This window comes from Arthrobacter sp. SLBN-100, from assembly GCF_006715305.1.
Classification (GTDB): domain Bacteria; phylum Actinomycetota; class Actinomycetes; order Actinomycetales; family Micrococcaceae; genus Arthrobacter.
This window is the reverse complement of record NZ_VFMY01000001.1, coordinates 3,423,292-3,448,998: the sequence shown is the minus strand read 5'-3', so window position 1 is coordinate 3,448,998 and position 25,707 is coordinate 3,423,292. Positions and strand designations below refer to the sequence as shown.

Annotated in this window: 20 protein-coding genes; 15 read left to right on the top strand and 5 right to left on the bottom strand. The window is 64.4% G+C overall.

Features of this window, described 5'->3' with window-relative positions:
* Window positions 1-47: 47 nt before the first annotated feature.
* The 6 genes from FBY31_RS15880 (at window position 48) to FBY31_RS15855 (ending at window position 6,663) form a co-directional block, all read left to right on the top strand.
* Window positions 48-1,019 (top strand): aldo/keto reductase, encoded by a 972-nt coding sequence (locus FBY31_RS15880; protein WP_142043042.1) that lies wholly within the window; start codon window positions 48-50, stop codon window positions 1,017-1,019.
* Window positions 1,013-2,041: an NAD-dependent epimerase/dehydratase family protein gene (locus FBY31_RS15875; RefSeq protein ID WP_142043039.1), complete on the top strand. Its 1,029-nt coding sequence runs from the start codon at window positions 1,013-1,015 to the stop codon at window positions 2,039-2,041. The genes FBY31_RS15880 and FBY31_RS15875 overlap by 7 nt, the downstream gene beginning before the upstream one ends.
* A gap of 327 nt (window positions 2,042-2,368) precedes the next feature.
* Window positions 2,369-3,202, top strand: a complete 834-nt coding sequence (locus tag FBY31_RS15870; RefSeq protein ID WP_142043036.1) for an aldo/keto reductase — start codon at window positions 2,369-2,371, stop codon at window positions 3,200-3,202.
* 133 nt (window positions 3,203-3,335) lie between these two features.
* Window positions 3,336-3,602 carry a GlsB/YeaQ/YmgE family stress response membrane protein gene (locus FBY31_RS15865; RefSeq protein WP_142043033.1) on the top strand — a complete coding sequence of 89 codons (267 nt, stop codon included), beginning with the start codon at window positions 3,336-3,338 and terminating at the stop codon, window positions 3,600-3,602.
* A gap of 121 nt (window positions 3,603-3,723) precedes the next feature.
* On the top strand, window positions 3,724-4,209 hold the full coding sequence (locus FBY31_RS15860) for a hypothetical protein (protein ID WP_142043030.1): 486 nt from the start codon (window positions 3,724-3,726) through the stop codon (window positions 4,207-4,209).
* A gap of 270 nt (window positions 4,210-4,479) precedes the next feature.
* On the top strand, window positions 4,480-6,663 hold the full coding sequence (locus tag FBY31_RS15855) for an HNH endonuclease signature motif containing protein (protein WP_142043028.1): 2,184 nt from the start codon (window positions 4,480-4,482) through the stop codon (window positions 6,661-6,663).
* A 266-nt stretch (window positions 6,664-6,929) separates the two neighbouring features.
* Here the strand turns inward: FBY31_RS15855 and FBY31_RS15850 are convergent, their stop codons facing one another.
* Window positions 6,930-7,751, bottom strand: a complete 822-nt coding sequence (locus FBY31_RS15850; RefSeq protein ID WP_142043025.1) for a putative protein N(5)-glutamine methyltransferase — start codon at window positions 7,749-7,751, stop codon at window positions 6,930-6,932.
* Window positions 7,752-7,956: 205 nt separating this feature from the next.
* On the opposite strand from FBY31_RS15850, the gene FBY31_RS15845 reads away from it, so the two are divergent.
* Together FBY31_RS15845 and FBY31_RS15840 are read left to right on the top strand one after the other, a co-directional pair.
* Entirely contained in the window at window positions 7,957-9,003 is a 1,047-nt protein-coding gene (locus tag FBY31_RS15845) for a lactonase family protein (RefSeq protein WP_142043022.1), read from the top strand.
* Window positions 9,004-9,238: 235 nt separating this feature from the next.
* On the top strand, window positions 9,239-12,424 hold the full coding sequence (locus FBY31_RS15840) for an alpha-amylase family glycosyl hydrolase (protein WP_142043019.1): 3,186 nt from the start codon (window positions 9,239-9,241) through the stop codon (window positions 12,422-12,424).
* Window positions 12,425-12,568: 144 nt separating this feature from the next.
* On the opposite strand, the gene FBY31_RS15835 is transcribed toward FBY31_RS15840, so the two are convergent.
* On the bottom strand, window positions 12,569-13,477 hold the full coding sequence (locus tag FBY31_RS15835; RefSeq protein WP_142043016.1) for an SDR family oxidoreductase: 909 nt from the start codon (window positions 13,475-13,477) through the stop codon (window positions 12,569-12,571).
* Window positions 13,478-13,525: 48 nt separating this feature from the next.
* Complete coding sequence (malQ, locus tag FBY31_RS15830) at window positions 13,526-15,574, bottom strand: 4-alpha-glucanotransferase (protein ID WP_235013084.1); 2,049 nt, start codon at window positions 15,572-15,574, stop codon at window positions 13,526-13,528.
* Between the two features lie 51 nt (window positions 15,575-15,625).
* On the opposite strand from malQ, the gene FBY31_RS23560 reads away from it, so the two are divergent.
* Window positions 15,626-15,754 carry a hypothetical protein gene (locus FBY31_RS23560; protein WP_268815649.1) on the top strand — a complete coding sequence of 43 codons (129 nt, stop codon included), beginning with the start codon at window positions 15,626-15,628 and terminating at the stop codon, window positions 15,752-15,754.
* Window positions 15,755-15,936: 182 nt separating this feature from the next.
* On the opposite strand, the gene FBY31_RS15825 is transcribed toward FBY31_RS23560, so the two are convergent.
* A complete protein-coding gene (locus tag FBY31_RS15825; RefSeq protein ID WP_142043012.1) occupies window positions 15,937-17,001 on the bottom strand; it encodes a LacI family DNA-binding transcriptional regulator in 1,065 nt (354 codons plus the stop codon).
* A 203-nt stretch (window positions 17,002-17,204) separates the two neighbouring features.
* Between FBY31_RS15825 and FBY31_RS15820 the strand changes: the two genes are divergently transcribed.
* The 4 genes from FBY31_RS15820 to FBY31_RS15805 all read left to right on the top strand — a co-directional run bounded on the left by FBY31_RS15820 (window position 17,205) and on the right by FBY31_RS15805 (window position 23,018).
* Entirely contained in the window at window positions 17,205-18,518 is a 1,314-nt protein-coding gene (locus tag FBY31_RS15820) for an ABC transporter substrate-binding protein (protein ID WP_142043009.1), read from the top strand.
* 65 nt (window positions 18,519-18,583) lie between these two features.
* A complete protein-coding gene (locus tag FBY31_RS15815; RefSeq protein ID WP_142043006.1) occupies window positions 18,584-19,510 on the top strand; it encodes a carbohydrate ABC transporter permease in 927 nt (308 codons plus the stop codon).
* Window positions 19,507-20,337, top strand: a complete 831-nt coding sequence (locus FBY31_RS15810) for a carbohydrate ABC transporter permease (RefSeq protein ID WP_142043003.1) — start codon at window positions 19,507-19,509, stop codon at window positions 20,335-20,337. The genes FBY31_RS15815 and FBY31_RS15810 overlap by 4 nt, the downstream gene beginning before the upstream one ends.
* A 98-nt stretch (window positions 20,338-20,435) precedes the next feature.
* Window positions 20,436-23,018, top strand: a complete 2,583-nt coding sequence (locus tag FBY31_RS15805) for a glycoside hydrolase family 78 protein (protein WP_142043000.1) — start codon at window positions 20,436-20,438, stop codon at window positions 23,016-23,018.
* A 93-nt stretch (window positions 23,019-23,111) separates the two neighbouring features.
* On the opposite strand, the gene FBY31_RS15800 is transcribed toward FBY31_RS15805, so the two are convergent.
* Complete coding sequence (locus FBY31_RS15800; RefSeq protein ID WP_142042997.1) at window positions 23,112-23,846, bottom strand: GAF and ANTAR domain-containing protein; 735 nt, start codon at window positions 23,844-23,846, stop codon at window positions 23,112-23,114.
* Window positions 23,847-24,045: 199 nt separating this feature from the next.
* Here FBY31_RS15800 and FBY31_RS15795 point away from each other — a divergent pair, with 199 nt between their 5' ends.
* On the top strand, window positions 24,046-25,092 hold the full coding sequence (locus FBY31_RS15795) for an aldo/keto reductase (protein WP_142042994.1): 1,047 nt from the start codon (window positions 24,046-24,048) through the stop codon (window positions 25,090-25,092).
* A gap of 79 nt (window positions 25,093-25,171) precedes the next feature.
* Entirely contained in the window at window positions 25,172-25,696 is a 525-nt protein-coding gene (locus FBY31_RS15790; RefSeq protein ID WP_442858184.1) for a DUF488 domain-containing protein, read from the top strand.
* The last annotated feature ends 11 nt before the right edge of the window (window positions 25,697-25,707 follow it).

Below are 25,707 nucleotides of genomic sequence, written 5' to 3'. Positions count from 1 at the left end.
GGCTCAACCACCGGTTCGGCAAGCTGTACCACCGAAAGGATTGAACGATGCAGTACACCCACCTTGGCCGCTCAGGCCTGAAGGTCTCCCGGCTCTGCCTGGGCACCATGAACTTCGGCCCGCAGACGGAGGAAGCCGATGCGCACAGCATCATGGACTCCGCTCACGATAACGGCATCAACTTCTTTGATACGGCCAATGTGTACGGCGGTGCCGGGCACCGAGGCTGGACCGAAGAAATCATCGGCCGCTGGTTCGCCAAGGGCGGCGAGCGCCGCGAGCACACTGTGCTGGCCACCAAGCTCTACGGCACCATGACGGACCGGCCCAATGAATCGAAGCTGTCAGCGCTGAACATCCGCCGTGCCCTGGACGCAAGCCTGAAGCGGCTGCAAACGGACTACATCGACATCTACCAGTTCCACCACATTGACCGGGACACCCCGTGGGACGAGATCTGGCAGGCCATCGAAGTCGCGGTGCAACAGGGGAAAATCCTGTACTCAGGCAGCAGCAACTTCGCAGGGTGGCACATCGCCCAGGCGCAGGAAGCGGCGCGGCGGCGGAACTACACCGGCCTTGTCAGCGAGCAATCCATCTACAACCTGTTCATGCGGCAGGTGGAACTTGAGGTCGTCCCGGCGGCCCAGCAGTACGGGCTGGGGCTCATCCCCTGGTCCCCGCTCCAGGGCGGTCTCCTCGGGGGCGTGTTGAAGAAGGAGCAGCAAGGCGTCCGGCGGACCGAGGGCCGCGCCGCCGAGACGCTCAAGAAGCACCAGGACCAGATCCAGCAGTACGAGGACTTTGCCGATGAGCTGGGACAGGAACCCGGTGACATCGCCCTCGCCTGGCTGCTGCACCAGCCCGCGGTCACGGCGCCTATCGTGGGACCGCGGACGCAGGAACAGCTCGACGCCGCAGTCCGGGCTCTGGACGTCACGCTCGACGCCGATGCCCTCAAGCGGCTGGATGACATCTTTCCCGGGCACAAGACAGCACCGGAAGACTACGCGTGGTGAACCCACTCGTTCTCGAGGCCGATACTGTGGCGCGGAAAAGCATTCTTTTCATTGGCGGCACCGGGGTCATCAGCGCGGCGGCGGCACAACGCGCCGTCGCGCTGGGCCACCGGCTGACAATCCTCAACCGGGGCCGGTCCACCAGGCCGGTCCCCGAAGGGGCGGAAATCCTGTCAGCGGACGTCCGGGACGCCTCGGCGGTCCGGGAAGCGCTGGCCGGCCGGGAGTTCGACGCCGTTGCGGACTTCATCACCTACACACCTGACCAGGCCAAGGCCAGCCTGGACCTGTTCGCCGGCCGAGCCGGACAGTACGTCTTCATCAGTTCGGCGTCCGCCTACCAGAAGCCACCAACCCGTCTGCCGATCCGGGAATCCACGCCGTTGAAGAACCCGTTCTGGCAGTATTCGAGGGACAAAATTGCCTGCGAGGAACTGCTGTTCGAGGCCTACCGCGAGCAGGACTTCCCGGTCACCGTCGTGCGGCCGTCCCACACCTACGACCGCACCAAGATCGCTATGGTGGGCGGCTGGACCGATATTCACCGGATGCGCGCCGGGCTCCCGGTGATGGTGCACGGGGACGGCACATCGCTCTGGACCTTGACCCACAGCCGCGACTTCGCCAAAGCCTTCGTCGGCCTGCTTGGCCGGCCCCAAGCAGTAGGTGAGAGCTACACGATCACATCGGATGAGTACCTGCCCTGGAACCAGATCTACCAGTTGTTCGCCAGGGCAGCCGGGGTAACGGAATTGGACCTGGTCCACGTCGCTTCGGAAACCATCGCCGCCCACAGCGAAGAGTTGGGAGCGAACCTCCTGGGTGACCGCTCCCACTCGGTGGTTTTTGACAACACCAAGATCAAATCCCTTGTGCCTGATTACTGCGCAACCATCCCCTTTGCTGATGGCGCCCGCGAGATTGTGGACTGGTACGACGCCAATCCTGATCTCCAAGTGGTGGACCAGGAATTTATGGACGTGAGCGAGCGGCTGACCGGATGGGCACGCACGGGCGCCTGAGCCACCAGCAATCCCGAATATACAACGTTCTAAATACCGCCTTCCTGCCCGGCCGCAAGGGCTTGCGTTGCCCGCCCGCCGCCACTAGGTTGCTGGGGAAGCGTTTTCCCATCCGAGAATTGAAAGGATTCACTGATGAATCCGAGCCGTAATCCTGCGCGCCTTTTTTCCGTCGCCGCCGTTGGAGTCGCCCTGACTTTCGGCTGCCTCGCAGCCCCGGCCTCCGCCGTCGGCCCCTCTTCCAAGCCAGGCACGCCCGGCGTCCACGGAAAATATTCTGCGGGCGTTTGAGGGCTAGGATCATTCGATAAGGGAGAGACTGTTGGAATGACACTTGCACCGTTGATCAAACTCAATGACGGCTACTCCATCCCCCAACTCGGCCTCGGCACCTGGCCGCTGGACGACGATCAGGCGGCCACCGCCGTCGTACAGGCCCTGGAAGCCGGGTACAGGCACATCGATACTGCCGTGAAATACGGCAACGAGCGTGGCGTGGGAAACGGCGTCCGGGCCAGCGGGGTGGACCGTGGGGAGCTGTTCATCACCACCAAGCTGGATGGGCAGTATCAGGGCAACGATCGCGCCATTGAGGGGCTGGACGGGGCGCTGGAGCGGCTGGGGCTCGACTACGTGGACCTGCTCCTGATCCATTGGCCGCTGCCCCAGCGCGATGAATACGTGTCCACTTGGAAGACCTTTGAGCGGTTGCAGGCGGAGGGCAAGGTGCGTTCCATCGGTGTTTCCAACTTCAAGCCGGCCCACCTTGAGCGGCTGATGGCCGAGACGGAGGTGGTGCCGGCAGTGAACCAGATCCAGCTCAGTCCGGCCGTGACCCGGGCGGCGGAGCGGGAGTTCCACGAAAAGCATGGAATTGTTACCGAGTCCTACAGCCCGCTGGGTGGATCCGGGGCGGGCCTGCTCGACGCTCCCATCCTGTCCCAACTGGCCGAAAAACATGGAAAAACACCCGGTCAACTGGTCCTGCGGTGGCATATTCAGCACGGACTTGTAACGATTCCGAAAACGGGCAATCCGGACCGGATGCAGGAGAACCTGGACATCTTCGATTTCGCCTTGGATCCGCAGGATCTCGCGGAATTATCCATCCTCGACGAGGGCCCCGGTGCGGGCAACAATTCGGACGTCACCGGCCACTAAAACGGGCCTGAAGTGCGCTTCTTCTGATCGCTGGGGTTGGCAAATGGATAGTAAGCATGATTACTATTGAGGCAGAAGGATGAAGTGCTTCCGGGATCCGGAGGCCTCCTTTACTTAGGAAGAGGAACGAAAAATGGGATTTATTGCATTCTTGATTCTCGGACTTATTGCTGGTGCGATCGCTAAGGCGATCCTTCCCGGCAGGCAGGGCGGCGGCTGGCTCGTCACCCTCGTGCTGGGCGTCGTTGGAGCACTCCTCGGCGGCTGGATCGGCGGAATGATCTTCGGCACCGGACTGCAGGAGTTCTTCTCCCTGCAGACGTGGCTGCTGGCCATCGGCGGCGCACTCATCGTGCTGCTGGTCTACGGCCTGGTCACGAACCGCGGCGCTCGCCGCTAACTGGCACACCAGCCAGGAAACCGGCCTGGGGACACCATCCCCGGGCCGGTTTTCCCTTTCCCGGCCTCTGAGATTGTCTCGGGCCGGAACTGAAAACCTTCTCACGGAGCAGGAGTTCATCATGAAAAACAAACTTCTTTTGGGCGTCGGAATCGCCGCAGGGTACGTTCTCGGATCGCGGTCCGGCCGGGCGGCCTACGACAAGCTCAAGGCGCGGGCTGCCGGCATCTGGGACAGCAAGCCTGTCCAGGACAAAGTGAACGTAGCCACCGAGGCGATCAAAGAAAAAGCCCCCGAAGTTGCGGATCAACTGACAGAGGCGGCCCGCCGTGCAGGCACCGTGATTGGCTCCGCCATGCACCGGGAAGGCTCGTCCGGCGAGGGCAAGTCCGCAACGCCCGCCGGCGGAACTTCAGCTGGTGCTCCTGCAGGCACTTCAAGCGGGCTTGGCACTTCGGGCACCGCCGGCACCACTGGCACGGCATCTCCGGCAGGCACTCCTTCCTCGGCCGCTGGCCTGGACGACAGCCACATCCCGGCGCACAGCACGCACCCCGAGACGCTCAACCTGGATACCTCCAGCGGCGAAACGGAGTCCAAAGCGTAAGCAACGCGGCTGCTCATGACGCGGCATTCCCCCTGTGACAAGGGGCCAGCCGCTCTCATGTGCTACAACTGGATGGTTTTGCTGGCCGTCGCGATCCTTGGGGGACGCGGCGGCCAGCGGCGTTTAACGAGGCGCCCTGAGCTGACCGGCAGCGCAGTCGCTTTCCAAACCGTTGCCTTCCAAACCCTTGCCTTCGAAACCCTTGAGCAGGTTATCCACATAGCTCTTCCGGGAGGCACTTTTGTCGGTGCCCTTTGGCAGAGTGGACCTATGGAAGCCATTGCGGATCAGCTTGCGGAGTTCGGCGGCTCTGCCGCCGTGCCTGGGCTGGTTCATGGTGACTCCGGAACCCACGACGACGGCCTTGGGCTTAGTCCCGGCTGGCCCCTTCGCGCCGTACCGGCCGGGTCCGCGCCGGCTGAGTCCGCACCAGCAGGGTCCGGGCCAACAGAATCCGAACTAGTAGATTCCGCACCAGAAGCGTCCGCGCAGGTCGAAGCAACGCCGCCCGAAGAACCTCCAACGGCAGCAGCTGAGCCCCTTGATCCGGCATCACTCCAGCCGGGTACGGTCGTGCATGCCGGGGAGCCGCTGAGCCTTGGGGAGATCGGCAGGCTCCTGGCCGAGGCCGCTGCCGCCGCACCAGCTGCCCTCGCCGGGGCCGATTATGTTGAAGCCGCCAAATATGCCGGTCAGGTAGAGGAACTCTCCCGCGGCGTGGAGTACCTGCAGGTCCTCTCTGCCGGGACCGTGGATCGGACCCGCACCCGGGCCATTGCCGCCGCGGACGCAGCCCGCGCCAGCCGCTCCCGCACCGGCAAAGGCTGGGTCACCGGCTGGGACAACGGCGTCGAAACCCTGAACGAAACAGACATCGCCTGGCCCGGCCAACCCGCAGCGCCCGGTTCAACCGCCAGCGCCGCCCACACCGAAACGGAAGCCGGAATCGGGGCGGGGACTGGAACCGGGACGGCGACCGGCAGCCAGGGCCCGGTGATCACCTCACCGGCCGATGACGGCTGCGCCAACACCGCCGAGTTCCTCCGGCAGCGGCTCCGGATCGGCAAAAGCGAAGCCAACCGCCGCCTCACCCTCGCAACAGACATCCTGCCCGCCACCACCCTCACCGGCGACACCATCCCCGCGCCCCGCGAACACCTCGCCGCCGCCCTCACCCCGCAAGCCGACGGCGAAGAGAGCGCCGGCGTCCCCCTGGCCTCGTCCCGGGCCGGGACAATCATCGCCCTGACCCTGAACCGGCTCCAGCACCTCACCACACCCGAGAAACTGGCCCTCATCGAACAGAACCTCACCACCACCGCGGCGACCGCCGACCCCGACTTCCTCGCCCGCGCCGCCCGCCGCTGGGCCGACACCATCGACGCCGACGGCACCGAACCCAGCGAAGAAGCCCTCCGCCACACCCAAGGCGCGTTCATCCGCAAACCCCGCCACGGCCTGCACCACCTCGAAATCTACGCAACCACCGACCAATACGAACACCTCCTCACCGTCATGAACACCGCCACCAACCCCCGCACCACCGGCACCGCAGACCCGAGCGCCACCGGCACCACCCCTGCAGCAGCCACGGGCACCAACGGCGGCATCAACGACGGCGGCACCGCAGAAAAGGACCGCACCAGCCAGGACGGGGTCTGGAACAAGAACAACCCCGGCCCGGACCTGGACCGCCGCACCCGGCCGCAAAAACAACTCGATGGCCTCGTCGGCGCCGCCAAAGTAGCCCTGGCCACCAACAGCCTGCCCGCCACCGGCGGCAACCGCCCCCAAATCATCGCCACCATCAACTACCACGACCTCCTCCCCCACCACACCAGCACCCCCACCGGGGCACACCCAGGGGCAGGGAACCGAGAAGAGCCAGGCCCCGCCGGCACCGAAGCCGAAGCCGACGCCGGCACGGGCACGGGCACCGGCACCGGCACCGGCACGGAAGCCAGGACCGGAACCCAAACCAGCATCGGAACCCAAACCAGCGCCGGAACAGGCACCGGGAACTTCGCGTTCACCGGCCCCATCGCCGCCGCCACCCTGCGCAAAATCGCCTGCGACGCCGACATCATCCCCGCCCTCCTCGGCACCCACGGCGAACTCCTGGACCTCGGCCGCAAAACCCGGCTCTTCACCCCAGCCCAACGCACCGCCCTCACCGCCCGCGACCAAGGCTGCGCCTTCCCCCACTGCACCATCCCCGCACCCTGGTGCGAAGCCCACCACATCACCTACTGGTCCCAAGGCGGCCCCACCAACCTGGACAACGGCGTCCTCCTCTGCAGCGGCCACCACCACCTCATCCACAAAGAACAATGGACCATCACCACCACCAACGGCACCCCCTGGTTCACACCCCCAAAACACCTCGACCCCCACCAAAAACCCCAACAAAACCACTACTTCAAACCACCCCCACCACCAACACCCCGCGAATAAACCGCGCGACCGCCCCGCTGCCGGCCACAGCACTGCATCCAGCACGGCTGAACGCCGGGACCCCTTATAAGGGGCGTCTGCAGAAGCCGGGAACGTTTTGGAATCGTACGCGGTCCCGTAAAGCCGTTCACCGGTCCAACGAGGCATCGACCATCTTTAGGAGGAAATCGGGGGAAGGCGCCTGGCCGAAAACCACAGGGTTTCCAACCCCGTTCGCCGGATGCCGCTACCGCCGGCAGCAAAAGGGACGCCGAAAGCTGCTGTCGCTACCTAAGGGGCAGGGTGCCGACGACTACCGTTCCGTCCAGGTCCTCGGAGTGAACAGTTCGCGCGGCCAGTCCTGCCGCGGCCACGATGCCAGCCGTTCCAGCTGCCTGACGCTCACTGGTTTCGATGACAAGATGACCGTCCGGAGCCAACCAATCCGGGGCTTCGCCGAGGACCCGGCGGTGGAGGCTCAAACCGTCCGGCCCTCCGTCGAGCGAGAGTCGCGGCTCATGGATCCGGGCCTCGGACGGCATGGTCGGCAGCACGTCCGTGGGTACGTACGGAGCGTTCACCACGATGAGCTTCACCTGCCCCCGGAGCCGGGAAGGAAGCCCGCCATAGAGATCGCCTTGATGGACCTGCCCGCGCACAATCGCGAGGTTCCGGCGCGCGCATTCTACGGCCATGGAGTCGATATCGGCAGCGTGAAGTTCCTTGACCTGCATTTGGGAAGCAACCGCCACACCCACGGCTCCGGATCCACAGCAGAGATCAACAACGACGCCGGGCTTCGCGCCTGCCGGGAGGCTTTGCCGCAGCAGCGTAACGGCCTCCGAAACAACTAGTTGCGTGCGCCGGCGCGGCACAAAGACACCGGGATCGACGGCAATGCGCAGACCACAAAAACTGGCCCAGCCAACAATATATTCAAGTGGCTCACCCGCAAGGCGCCGGCTGATCCACTCGGTGAGCTTCGTGGCACTGGACGCTTCGGACACCAGCAGCTGGGCTTCTTCTTCCGCGAAAACGCAGCCAGCCGCCCTGAGCAGGGTGACAATTTCGGCAAAAAGGGGACGGGCAAGTGGTTCGGGGCGCGGCATGGGAACGCCTTTCGGTGAGCCAGCGGGCACTCACGCGTCTTCCAGGGGCTTGTCCAGACTAGCCTTGGCGGCCCGGGCGGCGTTGGAAAGGAGTACCCGAAACTGATGAAGCACGAATCGGACTCACCTCCTTTTGCCATGGCTGGAATCCAATGCTAAACCGTAGTTCCACCGATTGGGGGCACTTTATTGGCAGGATTGACATATGACTTCCCCCGCCCAGCACCCCATCATCTGGACCGGCACGTACACCCCTGACGGCGGCGGCCGGGCTGAAGGGATCGGCGCCTTGTCCGCCCACCCTGACGGGACGCTGGAATGGCTGGGTACGGCAGCCAAGGCGGATTCGCCGTCGTTCGTTGCTGTCCATCCCGCCCTGCCCGTGGTGTACGCGGTGGCGGAGCAGCGCAAGATGGTACGTGCCTTCCGGCGGAAGGGCGATTTCGGGCTTGAGCCGCTTGGCGAGCCCCAACCAGCCGGGGAAGCAACCTGCCACGTGGCGGTAGGCCCCCAGGGGCGCTTCCTCACCGCAGCTTGCTGGGGCGACGGCCAGGTGCTGCTCTACGAACTCGATTCCGACGGCGGCATCACGGCACGCTTCCCCGCCCCCGCCTCAGCGGATCCGCACTCCATCCAGACTCCAGGTAAGCCCCGTCAGAGCCGCGCCCACGCCAGCCTCATGCTGCAGGACGGCCGGATCATGACAACAGACCTGGGGCACGACACCCTCCGTATCTGGAACTATGTGCCGGGATCAGGACTGGAAGCGGACCACGAGGTGGCCCTCCCCTTCGGCTGCGGGCCCCGCCACTTGGTGCAGCACGCCAGCGGCAACGTCTTTGTGGTTTCTGAATACTCCGTCGAGGTCTTCGTGGTCCGGCCCGAGGCCGGGACATTTGAACTCGTTTTCCGGGGTCCGGCAACCGCCGGCGGCAACATGCGCGATGACTCCGCAGCGGAGATCTGCCTCGACCAGGAGGGAAGGCACGCTTACGTCGGGGTGCGCGGTTCCAACCTTGTGAGCGTGCTGGACGTGGCTGCCGAAGGGACGGAGCTGCTGCCCGTCCACGACTTTCCCAGCGGAGGGAACTGGCCGCGCCACCACATCGTCCGGAGAAACTGGCTCCATGTGGCCCACGAACGGTCGGACAACATCGCCACTTTCGAGCTGGACCCTGCCAGTGGGCTGCCCGGACCCCTGGTCCACGACCTGCAGACGCCGTCACCCACGGCCCTGGTGCCGGCTCTCTGACGGTAAGTCCCGCCACCGCTTATGGCTGACTCTGCGGCACAATGCTGGGGTGCAGAGCAGTGATGCTGGGACACAGGCTGTTTTCCTAAACGCTGGAGTTATTCAGTGCAAGCGCTTACAGTTATGACGTGCTTCACAGGGACAGGGCGGCCTTCCTGGCCCCGGCATCCTCTTGCCGCACCCCTTGCCCCGGCAAGCCTGTACAGCAGCGCAGCTACCAGGAAAGGTCTCTTCCTTGAAATTCCGCACCCTTCCGCGCGCATCCCTACGCGCCAAAACGACCACCGGAACAACCGCCACTCCAACCATCACACCTCCTCAAACGCCCAGCCGAAGTAAAAGGGGCACGCGGGCTCAAACCGCCCCGAGGACCACAACGCGCACAGCGGCTGCCCTTGCGGCTGCGATAGTCGCCGTTTCTGCCTCTGTTCTTCCCGCTCAGGCCGCCCCGGGCGCCAAAGATCCAGGGGCGGAGGGACAAGCCAACAAGAACCAAGGCCAGACGTCGGCCCTGCACAGCTTGCGAGGGCCCGTCACGGACGAAAACTTCTACTTCGTCATGGCTGACCGCTTCAGCAACGGGAGCCCCATAAACGACGACGGCGGCCTGGGCAGTGATCCGATGGTGTCCGGCTTCGATCCCACCAGGAAGGGGTTCTACAACGGCGGCGATCTGGCCGGCCTGCTGGACAAGATCGACTACATCCAGGGCCTGGGCACCACCTCCATCTGGCTGACTCCCAGCTTCAAGAACAAAGCGGTACAGCCCGAGGACAAGTCGGCCGGCTACCACGGATACTGGGTCACGGACTTCACCCAGATCGATCCGCACCTTGGCACGAATGACGAACTCAAGGCACTCATTGACGAGGCCCACAGCCGCGGCATGAAGGTGTACTTCGACATCATCACCAACCACACCGCGGACGTCATCGGCTACAAGGAAGGCGCGCGGAAGGGCTATATCTCCAAGGATGCCGTGCCGTACGAGACGGCGGAAGGTGCCGAATTCGACGACCGGGACTACGCGGGCGCCGAAAGCTTTCCCAAACTCGGCGCAGCCACATCGTTCCCCTACAAACCCGTCCTGGAACCGGGCGAAGAAAACCTGAAGGTCCCGGCCTGGCTGAACGATCCCACGCTGTACCACAACCGCGGCGACACCACATTTGTGGGCGAGGACTCCTTCTATGGTGATTTCTTCGGCCTGGACGACCTCTTCACCGAGCACCCCAAGGTAGTGGACGGAATGAAGAACATCTACGAAACCTGGATTCGCGACTTCGGCGTGGACGGCTTCCGGATCGACACCATGAAGCACGTCAACGACGGGTTCTGGCAGGAATTCGGCCCCGACGTCCTCACCTACGCCAAGGAGCAGGGCAAGGACGAGTTCTTTATGTTCGGCGAGGTCTTCGACACCACCAAGAGCTTCACCTCGCAGTTCACCACCCGGAACAACATGCAGGCAGTGCTGGACTTCCCCTTCCAGGACGCGGCGCGCAACTTCGCTTCCAAGGGCGAGGACGCAGCCGCGCTGGAAACGTTCTTCGCGGGCGACGACTGGTACACCGACGCCGATTCGAACGTCTACCAGCTCCCCACCTTCCTGGGCAACCACGACATGGGCCGGATCGGCAGCTTCATCGCCGCGGACAACCCCGGATCAACCGACGCCGAGCAGGTGGCCCGCGACCAGCTGGCCCACGAGCTGATGTACCTCTCCCGCGGCAACCCCGTGATCTACTACGGTGACGAACAGGGTTTCACCGGCCCCGGGGGCGACCAGGATGCCCGGCAGACGCTCTTCGCGAGCAAGGTGCTGGAGTACCTTGACGACGACCTGCTGGGCACCGATGCAACACATGCCACGGACAACTTCAACACCGGGCACCCGCTTTACGGCAAAATCAGCCAGCTTGCGGAACTGACCAAGGAGCACCCCGCACTGCGCGACGGCGCGCACCAGCACCGGTACGCCGCGGAGGGCCCAGGCATCTACGCCTTCTCCCGCACGGACGCCGAGGACCAGCGTGAGTACGTCGTGGCATTGAACAACGGCGAGCAGCCGCAGACGGCGGAGGTGCCTACGTACATCGCGAAGCGCACCTACACCAGGATTTACGGTGAAGGAGCGGACGAGGCCAAAACGGCCGTGGACGGCAAGCTCACGGTCACTGTTCCCCCGCTTTCCGCCGTGGTTTACCAGTCCTCCGGCCGGATTCCGCACTCCCAGGCGGCGCCCGCCGTCGTCCTCCAGGAACCGGCCGCGGCGCAAGGTGACAACGGGCGGCTTAAGGTGACGGCCGACGTCGGCGGCTCCTCATTCTATGAGGTCACCTTCGAGGCCAGGACGGCAGGCGGAGGGTGGCAGGCCATCGGCACGGACGACACCGCGCCTTACCAGGTGTTCCACGAGGTAGCAGCCTTGGATGCCGGCACTCCCGTGGAGTACCGGGCCGCCGTCCTGGACAACGGCGGCCACGCGGCCACTTCCCAACCCCGCAACGCCGCAGTTCCCGCGCCCGTCCCCACGCTCCAGAAGCCCGTTGAGGGCAGCAGTGTGAAGGGCTCCGTGGAGCTTAGTGCGACGGTAGACCCGGAAAAGGCCAGCCACGTGATGTTGTTTGAGCGAAGCGTCGCCGGCGGGGACTGGACCGCGGTGGGTTCGGACGGCTCTTCGCCGGTGTACTCGGTGACCGACGACGTGTCGGGCCTCGCGGACGGCACGCAACTGCGGTACCGCGCCAGCACGGCGGGCACCGGTTTCAACGTCTCCAGCGGCGTCCGGACCGTCACGGTAGGCGACGCGCCGCAGCCGGATTCGGTCACTGTGGCAGGCTCCCTGAACCAGGCCATGGGCTGCGCTGAGCCGTGGGACCTTGCGTGCACCCAGGCCACGATGGTCCTGGATCCCGCGGACAACATCTGGCGCCTCACCGTTGATCTTCCCGCCGGCAAGTACGAGTACAAGGCCGCACTCAACGGCAACTGGGATGTGAGCTACGGAGCCGACGGTGCCTTGAACGGATCAAACATCGTGCTGGACCATGCGGGCGGAGCGGTCACGTTCCGCTATGACAACAGAACGCATGTGATCAGCGCGGTGTACGCGTCGCAGCAGCCGCAGGCCGTTTCGGTTGCCGGCAACCTGGGGTCCGAGCTGGGCTGCATCGGCGATTGGCTGCCCGAATGCGACCAGGCACAGCTGGCACTGGACCCTACCGACCTTGTGTGGAAGCTGACGGTTATGAACCTGCCGGCAGGCACTTACGAGTTCAAGGCGGCCATGGACCGGTCCTGGAATGTGAACTACGGCGCCAACGGCGTGCCGAACGGCGGCAATATCCCGTTTGAGCACGACGGCGGCGGCGTCACCTTCCGCTACGACCACTTCACCCACCTGGTCACCGCAAGCTAGCAGCAGCGCGGGCCTCGGCCGCAGGGTTCCCTGACCGAGCTTGCGAGGCCAGGGGGCGGGCGGGCAGGGCCGCTTAGCATCCATCCGGCATTCCCGGACAGGCGCTAAGCGGCCCCGCCTTTTGTGTAGATGCTCGCGAGTCAGCTAGCTCTTCACAGCGTGCCCCAGGCTAATGATGACCCGCCGCACCGCGTCCTCTGCGGTGGGGGGAGCACCAAAAACCTCGACCTGCCGCCTTGTGTCGGCAACGTACTTGCCAGTCTGGAACCAGCCCATCATGGCAGCCAGGTCCTTTGCCATGGGGTTGACCGGCCCCAGCAGGACCCCGGCTCCCCTCAGCAGGCCAAGGGGAACGGACTGCACCCGGATCTCCTCACCGGTCAACCGCTCCGCGATGTCGGCGAACTCCTGCATGGAGATGGGCCGGTCCCAGCCGATATCGATCCGCTGGCCCTCCACGCCCGGAGCATCCACGGCGGCCGCGAGGTATCCCGCAAGATCCGAGGTGAGCACAAAGGACAGCGGGATTCCTGCCGAGCCGAACCATCTGACCCTGTGCTTGCTGATGGGGTCGCCGCCAAACCGGGTCACCTGGTCCAGGAAAGCCCCGGGACGTAATGCCACAAACGGGACGCCCAGGGCCTGCAGCCTGTCCTCCATCAGCCGTTTGTGCCAAAAATGCGGCACGTCCGGCGTCTGGTCGCAGGTCAAGATGCTGGTGAGCACAAACCTGCGTACCCCGGCACGCTTGGCAGCATCAGCGAGGTTTGAATTGCCTACCGTGTCGATTTTCGGGTTGTCGCCCTTCCGGTGCCTGGTATAGCCGGCAGCCGAGGTAACCACCGCGTCCGCACCGGTCATCGCCCGAAGCAACGAGTCCGGGTCCATCATGTCCCCGCGGGCGATCTCCACGCCCGATGACTCCAGCCGGGACGCATCCGAGCCCGGGCGCACCAGGGCACGCACCTGCTTCCCCCGGTTCAACAGCTCCGTGACCACCTGGCCGCCGAGCATGCCGGTGCCGCCTACAACGAGTACTGGTCCTTCACCCATCGACTTCTCCTGACTGTTGACCTGGCCGCCTGACCTGGCTGGCATTCCCTAGCCGTGCAGGGCCCCTTCCACCGCAGCCAGCAGCGAGTTGAACCGCGGGTTTGCGGGAAGATCATCCAGGAAAACAGGCCGGCCGTCCGGGCCGCCCAGCGGAACCTGCCAGTTCGGGTAGAGCGCTTCGGTGGTCCCGGGCTGGTTCTGGACCCGCCGCTCGCCCACGGCGTCCACCAGGGCAACGCCAAGCAGCACCGACGGCGCCTGGGCCAGCAGCAGGTGCAGCGCCTCGATGGTCCCTTCTTCACTCCCGGCTTGCCCGCCCGCTCCGTCTTCGGGCAGGTGGCCGCGCTCCCGCAGCAGCGCAAACATCTTTTCCAGTGCGGCGTTGTGCTCGGCCCGCTCCTCGGCTTCCGAACGCTCCAGCAGGCCCAGCCCGCTGCGCAAAGCCACGTGATCCCCGGCGAGGTAGCCGGCGGTGGGCGGAAGGTCGTGGGTGTTGACGCTGGCGAGTGCCTGCGTGCGGTACCTTTCGGGCGCAAGGGGCGAATCGCCGTCGTACTCAAACCAAAGGATGGAGGTGCCCAGGATGCCGCGGGCGGCAAGGTAGTCCCGGACCCACGGCTCGAAGGTGCCCAAGTCCTCCCCGATCACCACGGCTCCCGCACGCTGCGCCTCGAGGGCCAGGATGCCAATCAATGCCTCGTGGTCGTATTTCACGTACGCGCCGTCCCCCGGAGCGTTTCCGGCCGGGATCCACCACAGCCGGAAGAGACCCAGGATGTGGTCCACCCGGACGCCGCCGGCATGGCGCAGCACGGTGGCCAGCATGTTCCGGAACGGGATGTAGCCCGCCTCCGCCAGGCGGGCAGGATGCCAAGGCGGCTGGCCCCAGTCCTGGCCCTGCTGGTTGTACATGTCCGGCGGCGCACCCACGCTGGTGCCCGGAGCAAGCACGTCGCGGAGTGTCCATGCGTCAGCGCTGCTGTGGTCCACGCCGACGGCGAGGTCGTGGACCACGCCAAGCCGCATTCCGGCACGGAGCGCGGCTCGCTGGGCATCTTCGAGCTGTTCGTCGCAGATCCACTGGAGCCAGCGGTAAAACCCGATACGGTCTGCCAGCCGCTCGCGGAGCGCCTCGCTCTGCGGCGTGCCGAGTGCGCAGGCGGGATCAGACCAGAACGGGTCCCCTGCCGGCAGGTCCTCCCGGATCGCGGACCACAGGGCAAAGTCGTCAAGCCCTTGGCCGGAGATGCGGCAGAACTCGTCGAAGGCAGCCTGCCGGGCCGGCGGGCGGCGGGCATGGTAGAGCAGCTCAAGTGCCTGCAGCTTCGCCGCGTAGACGGCGTCGCGGTCCAGGCGGGCGCCCTCCCTGTTCAGCCCGGCCACCTCCTCGCGGAGCTTCTCCACCGCGGCGCGCTTGCGCGGCTTGAGGTACGCCAGCTCGGGGATCGCCTCGATGCGGATGTACAGCGGGTTGAAGAACCGCCGGGTGGACGGCGAATACGGTGACGGCTGCACGGGCGGAACCGGCTCGGCAGCGTGCAACGGGTTAACCAGGACGTAGTCCGCCCCGCGGCTGCCGCTGAGGGCGGCCAGGTCAGCCAGGTCGGAGAAGTCGCCGATGCCCCAGGACCGTTTTGAGCGTACGGAATAGAGCTGGGTAGCCAGTCCCCAGCCCCGGCGCTCTTCCAGTGGCGCTGCCGTGGTAAGCCGCGCAGGCACCACCACCAGGGTGGCGGGTGCGGTGGCACCTTCGGATTCGGCATGGAGGGTATGCCATCCGAGCGGCAAGTCCGGCGGGAGCGCGAAGGTGGCACGTCCGGTCGCAACGCCGTCGACATCCCGTGGCTGCATCCAAAGATCCTGCTGCGCCGCGTCCATGGACCCGGCGCCGCCTTCAAGGGTGATGCTCAGCCGCGCTGTGGCGCCGTCGCGCACGTGGACCGGAACCTGCGCCGGTTCACCCTGCTGGATGACGACGGCGGGTGGCAGCATGCGCCGCCAGGGCGCGAGTTCCGCTTCCGCCAGGGCCTCTTCGATGAGCTGGTTGGTGTGCGCCTGCACCCCGAGGGAGGCGAGGACCTTGATCAAGGTGTCCATGGCAACAGCGTGCGGCAGCCCGTCCCAGCCCTGAAAGGAGGTTCCCACCCCATGCGCATCCGCCAACTGCTGGAGCAGGTGCGGATCAACGGCCTCCCTGCCAGCAGCTTCACGGGCAGCGGGTGGGAAGCCCGGCATATCCTTGGGCGCCGGCGATGGTGGGAAGTGCTGCTGGTCTGAAGCCGTCATTCGTGTCCGCCTCGTCTGCTGTGATGTGGCCCGAACTTACAGTGCTGCCTGTTGCACCGGGCGTTTGCACCCCGCGCACAACCGTTGGTTCAGATTATTGCAGGCCGGCGCACAGGTGAAACCCAGGCTGGTTTGAGTCGCATGGAGTCGCACGGCGGCCGACCGGTGCACCACTATCCCTTTGCCTCCTGGACGAGTGGTTCATTTGCCAGGCCATGCACCTTGGGCGGGGGGCCGGTGGTTTTCCGGATCATCAGGGTTGGCTGCACCAAGGTAGATACTTCTTCGCGGCGTCCGTCGATGCGCTCCACCAGCAGTCTCGTGGCTAAGGCGCCCATCTCGAATCCGGACTGGTCCACGGTAGTGAGCGCAACCTGTGGCAGGGAGGCTGCACGGGCGTTGTCGTAGCCAACCACGGAAAGGGTTTCCGGAATCGGCAGGCCCAGCTCATAGAATCGCGCCAAAACACCAAAGGCCGCCATATCAGTTCCGGTGTGGACAGCGGTGGGTCTAGTGTCCCGCTCGAGCATCAAGTCCACAGCTGCGGCACCGCCCTCGTGATTCCACCGCGATTCGATCACGTCCACCTCCAGCCCGTTACGCATCATCGCCTGCACATAACCTTCAGCCCGGACCGACTGTGGCATCGTGCTTTCGTTTTTCTCCCGGCCAACGTGTTTGAGATGGGCAATCCTCCGATGGCCCAGGGACGCCAGGTGGTCAACGATCAGCGCACTGCCGGCAATGTCGTCACTTGCAACAGTGTCATAGCCGCGCCCGGGGCCGTGCCGGCCAAGCACAACTGTGGGGATACTTCGGCCGATCATTTCTAGCTCCTCTTCAGGGCCGAAGGGGGCGATCAGGACCAGGCCATCCATCTTCCTGTCCATCATTGCCTCGATCATCCGCTTTTGCTGCGCCAGCCCCGTATCTGCTTCACCGATGAACACCTGATAGCCGCGGCTCTCCGCTTCGGCGCGGATACCTTCGATGAGGACGGTAACAAAAGTATTGGAAAGGTCCACCACGAAGACCCCCAGAGTGAAGCTGCGGCCTCGCATTCCGCGCGCAAGGGCTGAGGGACGGTACCCCAAAGTCTCCATGGACTCCTCGACGCGCTTTCTCATCACGTCACTGACGCCGTATGCCCCGCGAAGGACCTTGGAAACGGCAGCCCGGGATACACCGGCATGCGCGGCAACGTCAGTGATAGTTGCCCGCTTGTGCTGTCCGTCCACTTTTCCGCCCTCAGGTAGCCCCACAAGAAATTGTAGACTGATCTACAGAAATCCTTGCGCTGCCATGTGAGTTCCCTTACAGTAAATGCGTAGACCGATCTACACACCTTTCGCACCACCAATAGAAGCTTGAATTTGCTGAAAGCTTTGTTTGAAACGTTCCACAGGGCCGGCAGGACCTGCGGCTTTACGAGGAGGTAAAGATGAACATCACCCCCAGACGGCGCTGGTCCGTCCTTGCTGGAAGTGTCACAGCAGCAGCGCTGGTCCTCACCGGTTGTTCCGCCGGTGGAGGCGGCAGCACGGACGCCAAGACCATCACCTGGCTTGTCGATAACACACAAAACACCATTACGTACGCGGAGAAGCTTGCCGAGGACTTCAATGCAGCCAACCCGGACATCAAGGTTGAGATCGAGACCCGGCCGCAGGGCGGCGACGGGGACAACATCGTCAAAACCAAGCTCGCCACCGGGGATATGGCGGATGTCTTCTCGTACAACACCGGCTCCCTGTTCCAGCAGATCAACCCGGAACAGAACCTTGTACCCCTCACCGGCGACTCCTACATGGGCAATGTTTCTGAGTCCTTCAAGCCAGTAGTGACCGCCGGAAGCGAAGTGTACGGAGTGCCTGTGGGCACCGGCTCGGCCGGCGCCGTGCTTTACAACAAGAAGGTATACGAGAAGCTTGGACTCTCAGCTCCCAAGACGTGGGACGAGTTCATGGAGAACAGCCGCACGATCAAGGATTCCGGAACCGCTGCCATCATCCAGTCGTACCAGACCACGTGGACCTCACAGCTGTTCGTCCTCGGTGACTTCGCCAATGTCGCAGCCGCAAACCCCACCTTCGCCGAGGATTACACAGCAAATAAGGTCAAGTACGGCACCGATCCCGCTGCAATCAAAGGCTTTGAGCACTTGGAGGAAGCCTTCAAGGCCGGGCTTTTCAACGAGGACTTTGCATCCACCAGCTACGCCCAGGCTTTGGAAAAGCTCGCCAACGGCGAGGGTGCCCAGTACCCCATCCTCAGCTTTGCCCTCCCGGAGTTGAAGGTCAGCTTCCCGGACCAGCTCAATGACATCGGGCTCTTCCCGCTCCCGGGGGAAGACGCCGCCAAGAACCCGCTTACGGTATGGCTGCCGGGTGGCGTCTACCTCCCCAAATCCACCAAGAATGTGGAGGAGGCCAAGAAGTTCCTGGCCTTTATCGCGAGCAAGGAAGGCTGCGATTCCCAGACGGAAGCCGTGGGCGCGAACGGCCCCTACCTGGTGGAAGGCTGCGACCTGCCTGATGACGTCCCCACCGCGGTGAAGGACATGCTGCCGTTCTTCGAGGACGAGAGCAAGAACAGCCCCGCCCTGGAATTCCTTTCCCCTGTCAAGGGCCCGGCCCTTGAACAAATCACCGTCGAGGTGGGATCGGGCATCCGTTCCGCCAAGGACGGCGCCGCCCTCTATGACGAGGATGTCAAGAAGCAGGCACAGCAGCTCAACCTGCCTGGCTGGAACTAACCCTCCGATACCAATTGCCGTCCGGCCCGGGTGACCGGGCCGGACGGCAGCCTGGAGATATTGATATGACAACCGACACCACACTCGCCGTTCCCGCCGGGCGGGTCCTGCGCTCCGGCACAGCAAAGAGGACTGGGGGCAAATCGCCCTATCCGTACTGGTTTTACCTGCCCGCCGCCCTGATCTACGCCACCCTGTTTCTGGTGCCCACCTTCGCGTCCTTCTTCTTCAGCTTCACGCGGTGGAACCTGACGGAGTTCACGTGGATCGGCGTGGACAACTTCGTCCAGTTTTTCTCCGAGCCCGCACTCCTCAAGGGTTTGACCAACACCTTCATCTATGGGGTTGTAACCTCCAGCCTCAAGGTCATCCTCGGAATGCTGCTGGCCGTGCTGCTCACATCCCAGATCATCGCCCGCGGCTACCTGCGTTCGGTAATCTTCTTTCCTGTCCTGCTGAGCAGCATCGGCGTCGGCATCGTCTTCACCGTGCTGATGGACCCTTCCAAAGGCATGATCAACGATGCCCTGGCGCTGGTAGGCATCGAGGGCCCCAAATGGCTTACCGATCCGGCCTGGGCACTGCTGTCGGTGGCCTTTGTGGACGTCTGGAAGGGCGTCGGCCTGGCAACAGTCATCTTCATCGCCGGCATAGTCTCCATTCCCGCGGAGTATTTTGAGGCCGCAAAGATGGACGGCGCCAGCTCCTTCAAAAGCTTCTGGAGCATTACCGTACCGCTGGCCCGGCCGGCAACAGCAACCGTAATCATCCTCTCCCTCATTGGCGGTTTACGTTCCTTCGACCTGATCTGGGCCATGACCAAGGGCGGCCCGGGCTTCACCTCGGACGTGATCGCTTCTGTGATCTACAAGCAGTACCAGGCAGGTTTCTACGGGCTCTCCACCGCCGGCAACGTAGTGCTGTTCCTGATTGTCACCGCGATCATTGTCCCCCTGTCCATGTTCCTGAACCGCAAGGAGGTGGAGGCATGACCGCCGCCCTGAAACGCTACGGCCTCGGCATCCTGGCCATCGCCGTCACCGTTGTGCTGTTTGTCGTCCCCCTGCTCTTTATGGTCTTGACCGCCATGAAGGACCGCCGGGAGGCCAACCGGCTTGAATTTTCCTGGCCCACCAACTTCGCCCTGGTTGAGAACTTCCAGGAAGTCCTGTCCGCCCGGCGGTTCATGCTGGTCACGGCGTTCATCAACAGCACCATCCTCACGGTTGCCAGCGTGGCCATCATGGTGATCCTGGCCGCGATGGTGGCCTGGGTCCTGCAGCGCCGCCGCAGCCGCTGGAACCCCCTTATCAACTTCCTGATCCTTTCGGGCCTCATCATCCCGCCCGCCGTCGTTCCCACCATCTGGGTACTTCAGGGTTTGGGACTGTTCAAGACGCTGCCCGGCCTGATCCTCATCGAGGTGGCCTTCGGCCTCTCCTTCTGCATCATGTTGTTCCGCGCCTTCATCTCCACCATCCCCCGGGAGCTGGACGAAGCCGCGGTCATCGACGGGTGCGGCCCGGTGCGGCTGTTCTTCAGGGTGATCTTCCCACTGCTGCGTTCAGTCATCGTCACCGTCATCGTGGTCCAGTCGGTGGCCGTCTTCAACGACTTCCAGCACCCGCTGTACTTCCTTCCCGGGGATGCCAACGCCACGGTGCAGCTGACCCTCTTCAACTTCCAGAGCCAGTTCACCACTGCCTACAACCTGCTCTTTATGAACATCCTGCTGATCACCATCCCGCCGTTGGTCATGTACCTGTTCTTCAACCGCCAGATCGTTGCCGGCATGACCGCCGGCGCCGTCAAGGGCTAGCCGCCGCAAAGAGCCCCGCTCCTGGTGAGCCGGGTCATCAATCCCCTGCGGGGCTTCCCCGCCGTCCGTTCATCACCCCTGCCTGGAAGAAGGCCTCTATGACCGCCAATGTCCACCCCGTGACCTTCGAGCATCTTCCCGGTGCCTTGGGCATCGGGACCGGAACGCCCCGTCTCTCCTGGAAAACCCGCGCCGAGGCCGGCTGGGCCCAGACGGCCTACCAAGTGTCCATCACAACAGCCGGTGGCCAGTGGATCAGTGAGCGCTTCGAGACCCCTGAGTCCGTGCTTCAGCCGTGGCGGGGCCGGCCGCTGGCTTCGGCCGAGCGGGCAGAGGTCAGCGTACGGGTCTGGGGGACGCCGGACGCGGCGCCCAGCGCATGGAGCCCTGACGCCGCCGTCGAGCCCGGCCTGCTTTTGCCCGGCGACTGGGCGGCCACAGCCATCACTCCGGCATGGAACGAGGACCGGGACTCCGACCGCCGGCCTCCGCTGCTGCGGCGCAGTTTCCAGGTGCCCAAGCCTGTTGCCGCGGCCCGCCTCTATGTCACGGCGCATGGACTCTACGAAATGGAAATCAATGGAACCAGGGTCGGAGCGGACGCTCTGTCGCCCGGCTGGACCGTCTATGGCGAACGCCTGCGCTACTACACGTACGACGTCACGGGACAGCTTGCAGAAGGTGACAACGCCATGGGTGCGTGGCTGGCGGACGGCTGGTACCGCGGCCGCTTCGGATTCAACGGCGGGCACCGGAACCTCTATGGCGACAAGGCCGCACTCCTGGCGCAACTGCACATGACGCACGACGACGGCTCCGTCACCGTCGTGGGCACGGACGGCCAGTGGAAAGCTTCCTTCGGGCCGATTCTGTTTACGGGCCTTTACGAGGGTGAGGACTACGACGCCCGCCAACTGCCGGCTGGCTGGAGTAGTCCTGGATTTGACGACGACCGGTGGCAGCCCGTGGTCAAGGTCCAGCGGGACACGGCTACTTTGGTGGCCCCGGAGGGACCGCCGGTACGGTGCACGGATGAAGTGCCGCCCGTGCAGGTCTCGGTGTCGCCATCGGGAAAACTGATCCTTGATTTCGGCCAGAATCTCGTGGGCCGCCTGCGGATCAACGTCCAGGGCGAGGCGGGACGCAAAGTCACTATCCGCCACGCTGAGGTCCTCCAGGACGGCGAGCTCTACACCCGCCCCCTGCGGGGCGCGTCTGCCACGGACATCTACACGCTGGCAGGAGGCGCGCCCGAAACGTGGGAGCCCCGGTTCACACTCCATGGCTTCCGGTACGCGGAAATTGACGGGTGGACCGGCGGGGAGGTTGCCGCGAACGTGGTGGCCCGGGTTTATCACACGGACATGGCGCGTACCGGGTGGTTTGAGTGCTCGAACCCGGACCTTAATCGGCTTCATGAGAACGTGCTCTGGAGCATGAAGGGCAACTTCGTGGACATTCCCACTGACTGCCCCCAGCGGGATGAGCGGCTGGGCTGGACCGGGGATCTTCAGGTTTTCGCCCCGACCGCAACGTTTCTCTATGACTGCTCGGGGATGCTCTCCTCCTGGCTGAAGGATGTAGCCGTGGAACAAGCGCCGGACGGGACTGTGCCGTGGTACGTGCCTGTCATTCCTGGCGGCGACTACTGGTCGCCGGTACGGCCAGGTGCTGTGTGGGGTGACGTTGCCGTCCTCACGCCCTGGGTCCTGTATGAGCGGTTCAGCGACTCGAAGATCCTGGCGGACCAGTACCAGAGCGCCAAGTCCTGGGTGGACCTGCTGGACTCCCTCGCGGGCGAAAGCCACCTCTGGAACACCGGCTTCCAGCTTGGGGACTGGCTGGACCCGAGTGCGCCGCCGGAAAAACCCAGTGAGGCACGGACGGACCGCCACCTGGTGGCCAGCGCCTACTTCGCCTGGTCAGCGGGGCATCTTGCAAAGATCGCCGGTGTGCTGGGAAAGCCGGACGACGAACTTCACTACCTGGACCTGGCCAGCGCGGCTTCAAAAGCCTTCGCCAGCGAGTACATCCTGCCGGACGGGCGCATGACCAGCGATGCACAGACCGCTTACGCCCTTGCCCTCGTCTTCGACCTGTTTCCCAGCGAAGAACTCCGCCAGCTTGCCGGAAAACGCCTCGCCGAACTGGTCCGGGAGGCGGGCAACCGCATTGCCACTGGTTTCGCTGGCACCCCTGTAATCGCCGATGCACTCACCGGTGTTGGAGAGCTGGACACCGCTTATGACCTGCTCCTGGAAAAAGAGTGCCCATCCTGGCTCTATTCCGTAACGCAGGGCGGGACCACTATCTGGGAACGCTGGGATTCCCTGCTCCCGGACGGGACAGTCAACCCGGGCGAGATGACATCCTTTAACCACTACGCCCTTGGTGCCGTGGCTGACTGGATGCACCGCTCAGTGGCCGGCCTCGCGCCCCTTGAGCCGGGCTACCGGCGGATCCTCTTCCGGCCGCAGCCGGGAGGCGGGCTCACTTGGGCTTCCGCAACACACGAAACCCCGTACGGGCGGGCCTCCATCTCATGGCGGACCACCGGGTCCGGGCACAGGGTGGAGATCGAGGTTCCAACAGGGACAACCGCGCTGCTGGAACTTCCCGGGCAGGAGCCTGCCGAGGTGGGGCCCGGTCACTTCGAGTACACCGTAGCGGGCGTTATGTAAGCAGTCCGGCTTCCCCTGCCCCCTGACGCCCCCCGAGCAGGCGGTGCCCGCGCGGCACCGCCTGCTCCTGGCGGCCATCAACGGGTGGCTGTATCAGGGCTCAAAGTGAGTGCTGACGGCACCGGAGCTGACCTGGCCCAGGATGTCCCCGGCGAGATCACGCAGTTTCCGGTTCCGGTGGCTGGAAGCCTTGGTAAGCACCGCCATCGCTTCTTCCTGGGAGCACCTGTTTTGAGCCATCACTACGCCGCAGGCCAAATTGATGACCGTGCGGTGTTCCAAGGCTGCAGTGAGGTCCTCCGCCAGGTTCTGGGCATCGGCAATCCTCAGCGCCAGCCGCACTGCCCGTCCCGCCAGTTCGGCAAAACCCTCTGCCCGATGGACCACGGCGTCCGTGAATACGCCTGGTTGGGAAGCGAAGAAGTTGAGTGCGGCTGCGTGGTTATCATCGAGCGCGAGAGGAACTCCCAGTACGCTGCCACAGCCGTTTTCCTTCAGCAGCTTCTGATAAGCAGGCCAGCGGGAATCTGTTGCCACGTCCGCGAGGATCACGGGCTTCATGATTTCCAGGGCCGTCAGGCACGGCCCCTGCCCCAGATCCTGCTCGAGCTTGTCCAGCCGGGTTGCGCGCGGGCTGCTTCCGGCCACGGTGGCATTGCGCTTGCGCTGCCGGAGGGTGACCCCGCACTCGATGTGTGAACCTGCTGTCTCACCCAGCGTGGAGGCAGCCAGGACGGACAGCTCGACAAGGAACGCGCTCACATTGGCGCTTCCGATGATCATGTCGTGCAGCTTGACGAATTGCTCGTCGCTGCTGGGAGTGGCCATGCCTCAATATATGCGATGCAGCCCCTTTCGGGCGCTCCATAAAACGTCACACCGGGCCCTGAGGGTTACTCCAGAAGTCGAAAAGAGAAGCACTAAGGCGCAGCTCTGCCGGTGCATCGCCGATCTGTGTAGCCTCATGACGACCAAGGGCATGTGCCAGAAGCAGCGTGCCGGAAAAATTGTGAGGAGACCGGAAAAGATGAGCCTCAGCGAACTGCGGTTGTTCGGACGGTCAGGCACTCCGATCAGCCCGCTTACCCTGGGCACCATGAACTTCGGCGAGGGAACCGGTGGGCCGCCCGGCGCCCCCACCGGAGCCGAGGAAAGCATCCGGATCATCCACTCGGCGCTGGACGCCGGCATCACCTCAATCGACACCGCCGACGTCTACTCGCAGGGAGAGTCGGAGCAGGTTGTGGGGCGTGCACTGCGCGGCCTCCGGGACGACGTTTTCCTGGCCACCAAGTTCCATGGCCAGATGAGCCCCAATCCTGCCCATTCCGGCAACTCCCGGCGCTGGATCATCCAGGCCGTTGAGGGCAGCCTCCGCCGCCTGCAGACTGACCGGATCGACCTGTACCAGGCGCACCGGCCCGACTACAACACCGATGTCCTCGAGACGATCACCACCCTCAACGACCTGATCAAGCAGGGAAAGATCCTCTACTACGGCACGTCGGTGTTCACCCCGGCGCAGCTGGTGGAGGCCCAATGGCTCGCCACCACCAACCACTTGATTCCGCCGCTCGGCAACCAGGTGCCCTACTCCATGCTGGTGCGCGCCAACGAACGCGACGTCTTCCCGATCGCCCAGCAATACGGGCTCGGCGTGCTGGCCTACGGTCCGCTGGCCGGAGGGTGGCTGTCAGGCAGTTTTGTGCTTGAGTCGGGAAAGGCGCCTACCCGGGTGCATTCACTTCCCGGCCGTTACGACATCTCAGGTCCGGCCAGCGAGCGGAAGCTGCATGCGGCGGATGCCCTGGCGCGGCTCGCCGACAAGCTGGAGCTCTCGCTGGTAGACCTCTCCATTGGCTTCGCCCTGACGCACCCGGCCATCAGCAGTGTGATCATCGGGCCCCGCAGCGAGGAGCACCTCGCGGCCTACCTGAAGGCGGCAGACGTCCAGCTCGGCGAGTCGGTCCTGGATGCGATTGACGACGTGGTGCCGCCCGGCACGAACTTTATGGAGCGGGACGCGGGCGCCATCGTTCCATCCCTTGAGTTCGCAGAATTACGACGGCGTTAGTCCAGTCCAGTCCCGTCGTCGGGCCGCCTGAGTGGAGGTCCGCACTGCCAAAGTTCCCCGGCTGCCTATCATGGCTCCCGTGGGCGTTCTTTATACGGTGGGCCACGGGACGGCTTCCCAGGACGGGTTCGAGGCGATGCTGCGAGCCGCCGGTGTGGTGTCCTTGGTGGACGTACGCATCGGGCCGGGCAGCCGCAGGTACCCACACTTCGGCAAGGATCTGATGGCGGAATGGCTGCCGGAAGCAGGAATCAGTTACCGCTGGGAACAGCGGCTGGGCGGATTTCGTAAGCTTCCACCGGAACCGCCGGATACGGCCTTGCGGAATGACTCCTTCCGGGCCTACGCCTCCTACATGCGCACTGCGGATTTCCGCGCCGCAGCGGCGGTGCTGGTGGCTCAGGCCCAGGAAGTCCCTACCGCCGTCATGTGCAGCGAGACGCTCTGGTGGAGATGCCACCGAAGACTCATCGCGGACCACTGCGTACTGCTCGCCGGGCTGCCAGTGCAACACCTGATGCCCCGGTCCCGGCCCGCCGCCCATGTCCCGACTGCCGGGGTCAGGGTCCTGGGAAACTCCTTGCGCTACGACGTCACGGAATGACCATCACCGGC

What these genes read in the sequence shown, in the direction of transcription:
- FBY31_RS15835 (WP_142043016.1), bottom strand. Translation starts at nt 13,477, where the DNA reads ATGGGTGAAGGACCAGTACTCGTTGTAGGCGGCACCGGCATGCTCGGC.
- FBY31_RS15850 (WP_142043025.1), bottom strand. Translation starts at nt 7,751, where the DNA reads ATGCCGCGCCCCGAACCACTTGCCCGTCCCCTTTTTGCCGAAATTGTC.
- FBY31_RS15865 (WP_142043033.1), top strand. Translation starts at nt 3,336, where the DNA reads ATGGGATTTATTGCATTCTTGATTCTCGGACTTATTGCTGGTGCGATC.
- FBY31_RS15805 (WP_142043000.1), top strand. Translation starts at nt 20,436, where the DNA reads ATGACCGCCAATGTCCACCCCGTGACCTTCGAGCATCTTCCCGGTGCC.
- FBY31_RS15845 (WP_142043022.1), top strand. Translation starts at nt 7,957, where the DNA reads ATGACTTCCCCCGCCCAGCACCCCATCATCTGGACCGGCACGTACACC.
- FBY31_RS15870 (WP_142043036.1), top strand. Translation starts at nt 2,369, where the DNA reads ATGACACTTGCACCGTTGATCAAACTCAATGACGGCTACTCCATCCCC.
- FBY31_RS15795 (WP_142042994.1), top strand. Translation starts at nt 24,046, where the DNA reads ATGAGCCTCAGCGAACTGCGGTTGTTCGGACGGTCAGGCACTCCGATC.
- FBY31_RS15860 (WP_142043030.1), top strand. Translation starts at nt 3,724, where the DNA reads ATGAAAAACAAACTTCTTTTGGGCGTCGGAATCGCCGCAGGGTACGTT.
- FBY31_RS15815 (WP_142043006.1), top strand. Translation starts at nt 18,584, where the DNA reads ATGACAACCGACACCACACTCGCCGTTCCCGCCGGGCGGGTCCTGCGC.
- FBY31_RS15855 (WP_142043028.1), top strand. Translation starts at nt 4,480, where the DNA reads ATGGAAGCCATTGCGGATCAGCTTGCGGAGTTCGGCGGCTCTGCCGCC.
- FBY31_RS15810 (WP_142043003.1), top strand. Translation starts at nt 19,507, where the DNA reads ATGACCGCCGCCCTGAAACGCTACGGCCTCGGCATCCTGGCCATCGCC.
- FBY31_RS15800 (WP_142042997.1), bottom strand. Translation starts at nt 23,846, where the DNA reads ATGGCCACTCCCAGCAGCGACGAGCAATTCGTCAAGCTGCACGACATG.
- malQ (WP_235013084.1), bottom strand. Translation starts at nt 15,574, where the DNA reads ATGGACACCTTGATCAAGGTCCTCGCCTCCCTCGGGGTGCAGGCGCAC.
- FBY31_RS15880 (WP_142043042.1), top strand. Translation starts at nt 48, where the DNA reads ATGCAGTACACCCACCTTGGCCGCTCAGGCCTGAAGGTCTCCCGGCTC.
- FBY31_RS23560 (WP_268815649.1), top strand. Translation starts at nt 15,626, where the DNA reads ATGCGCATCCGCCAACTGCTGGAGCAGGTGCGGATCAACGGCCTCCCT.
- FBY31_RS15820 (WP_142043009.1), top strand. Translation starts at nt 17,205, where the DNA reads ATGAACATCACCCCCAGACGGCGCTGGTCCGTCCTTGCTGGAAGTGTC.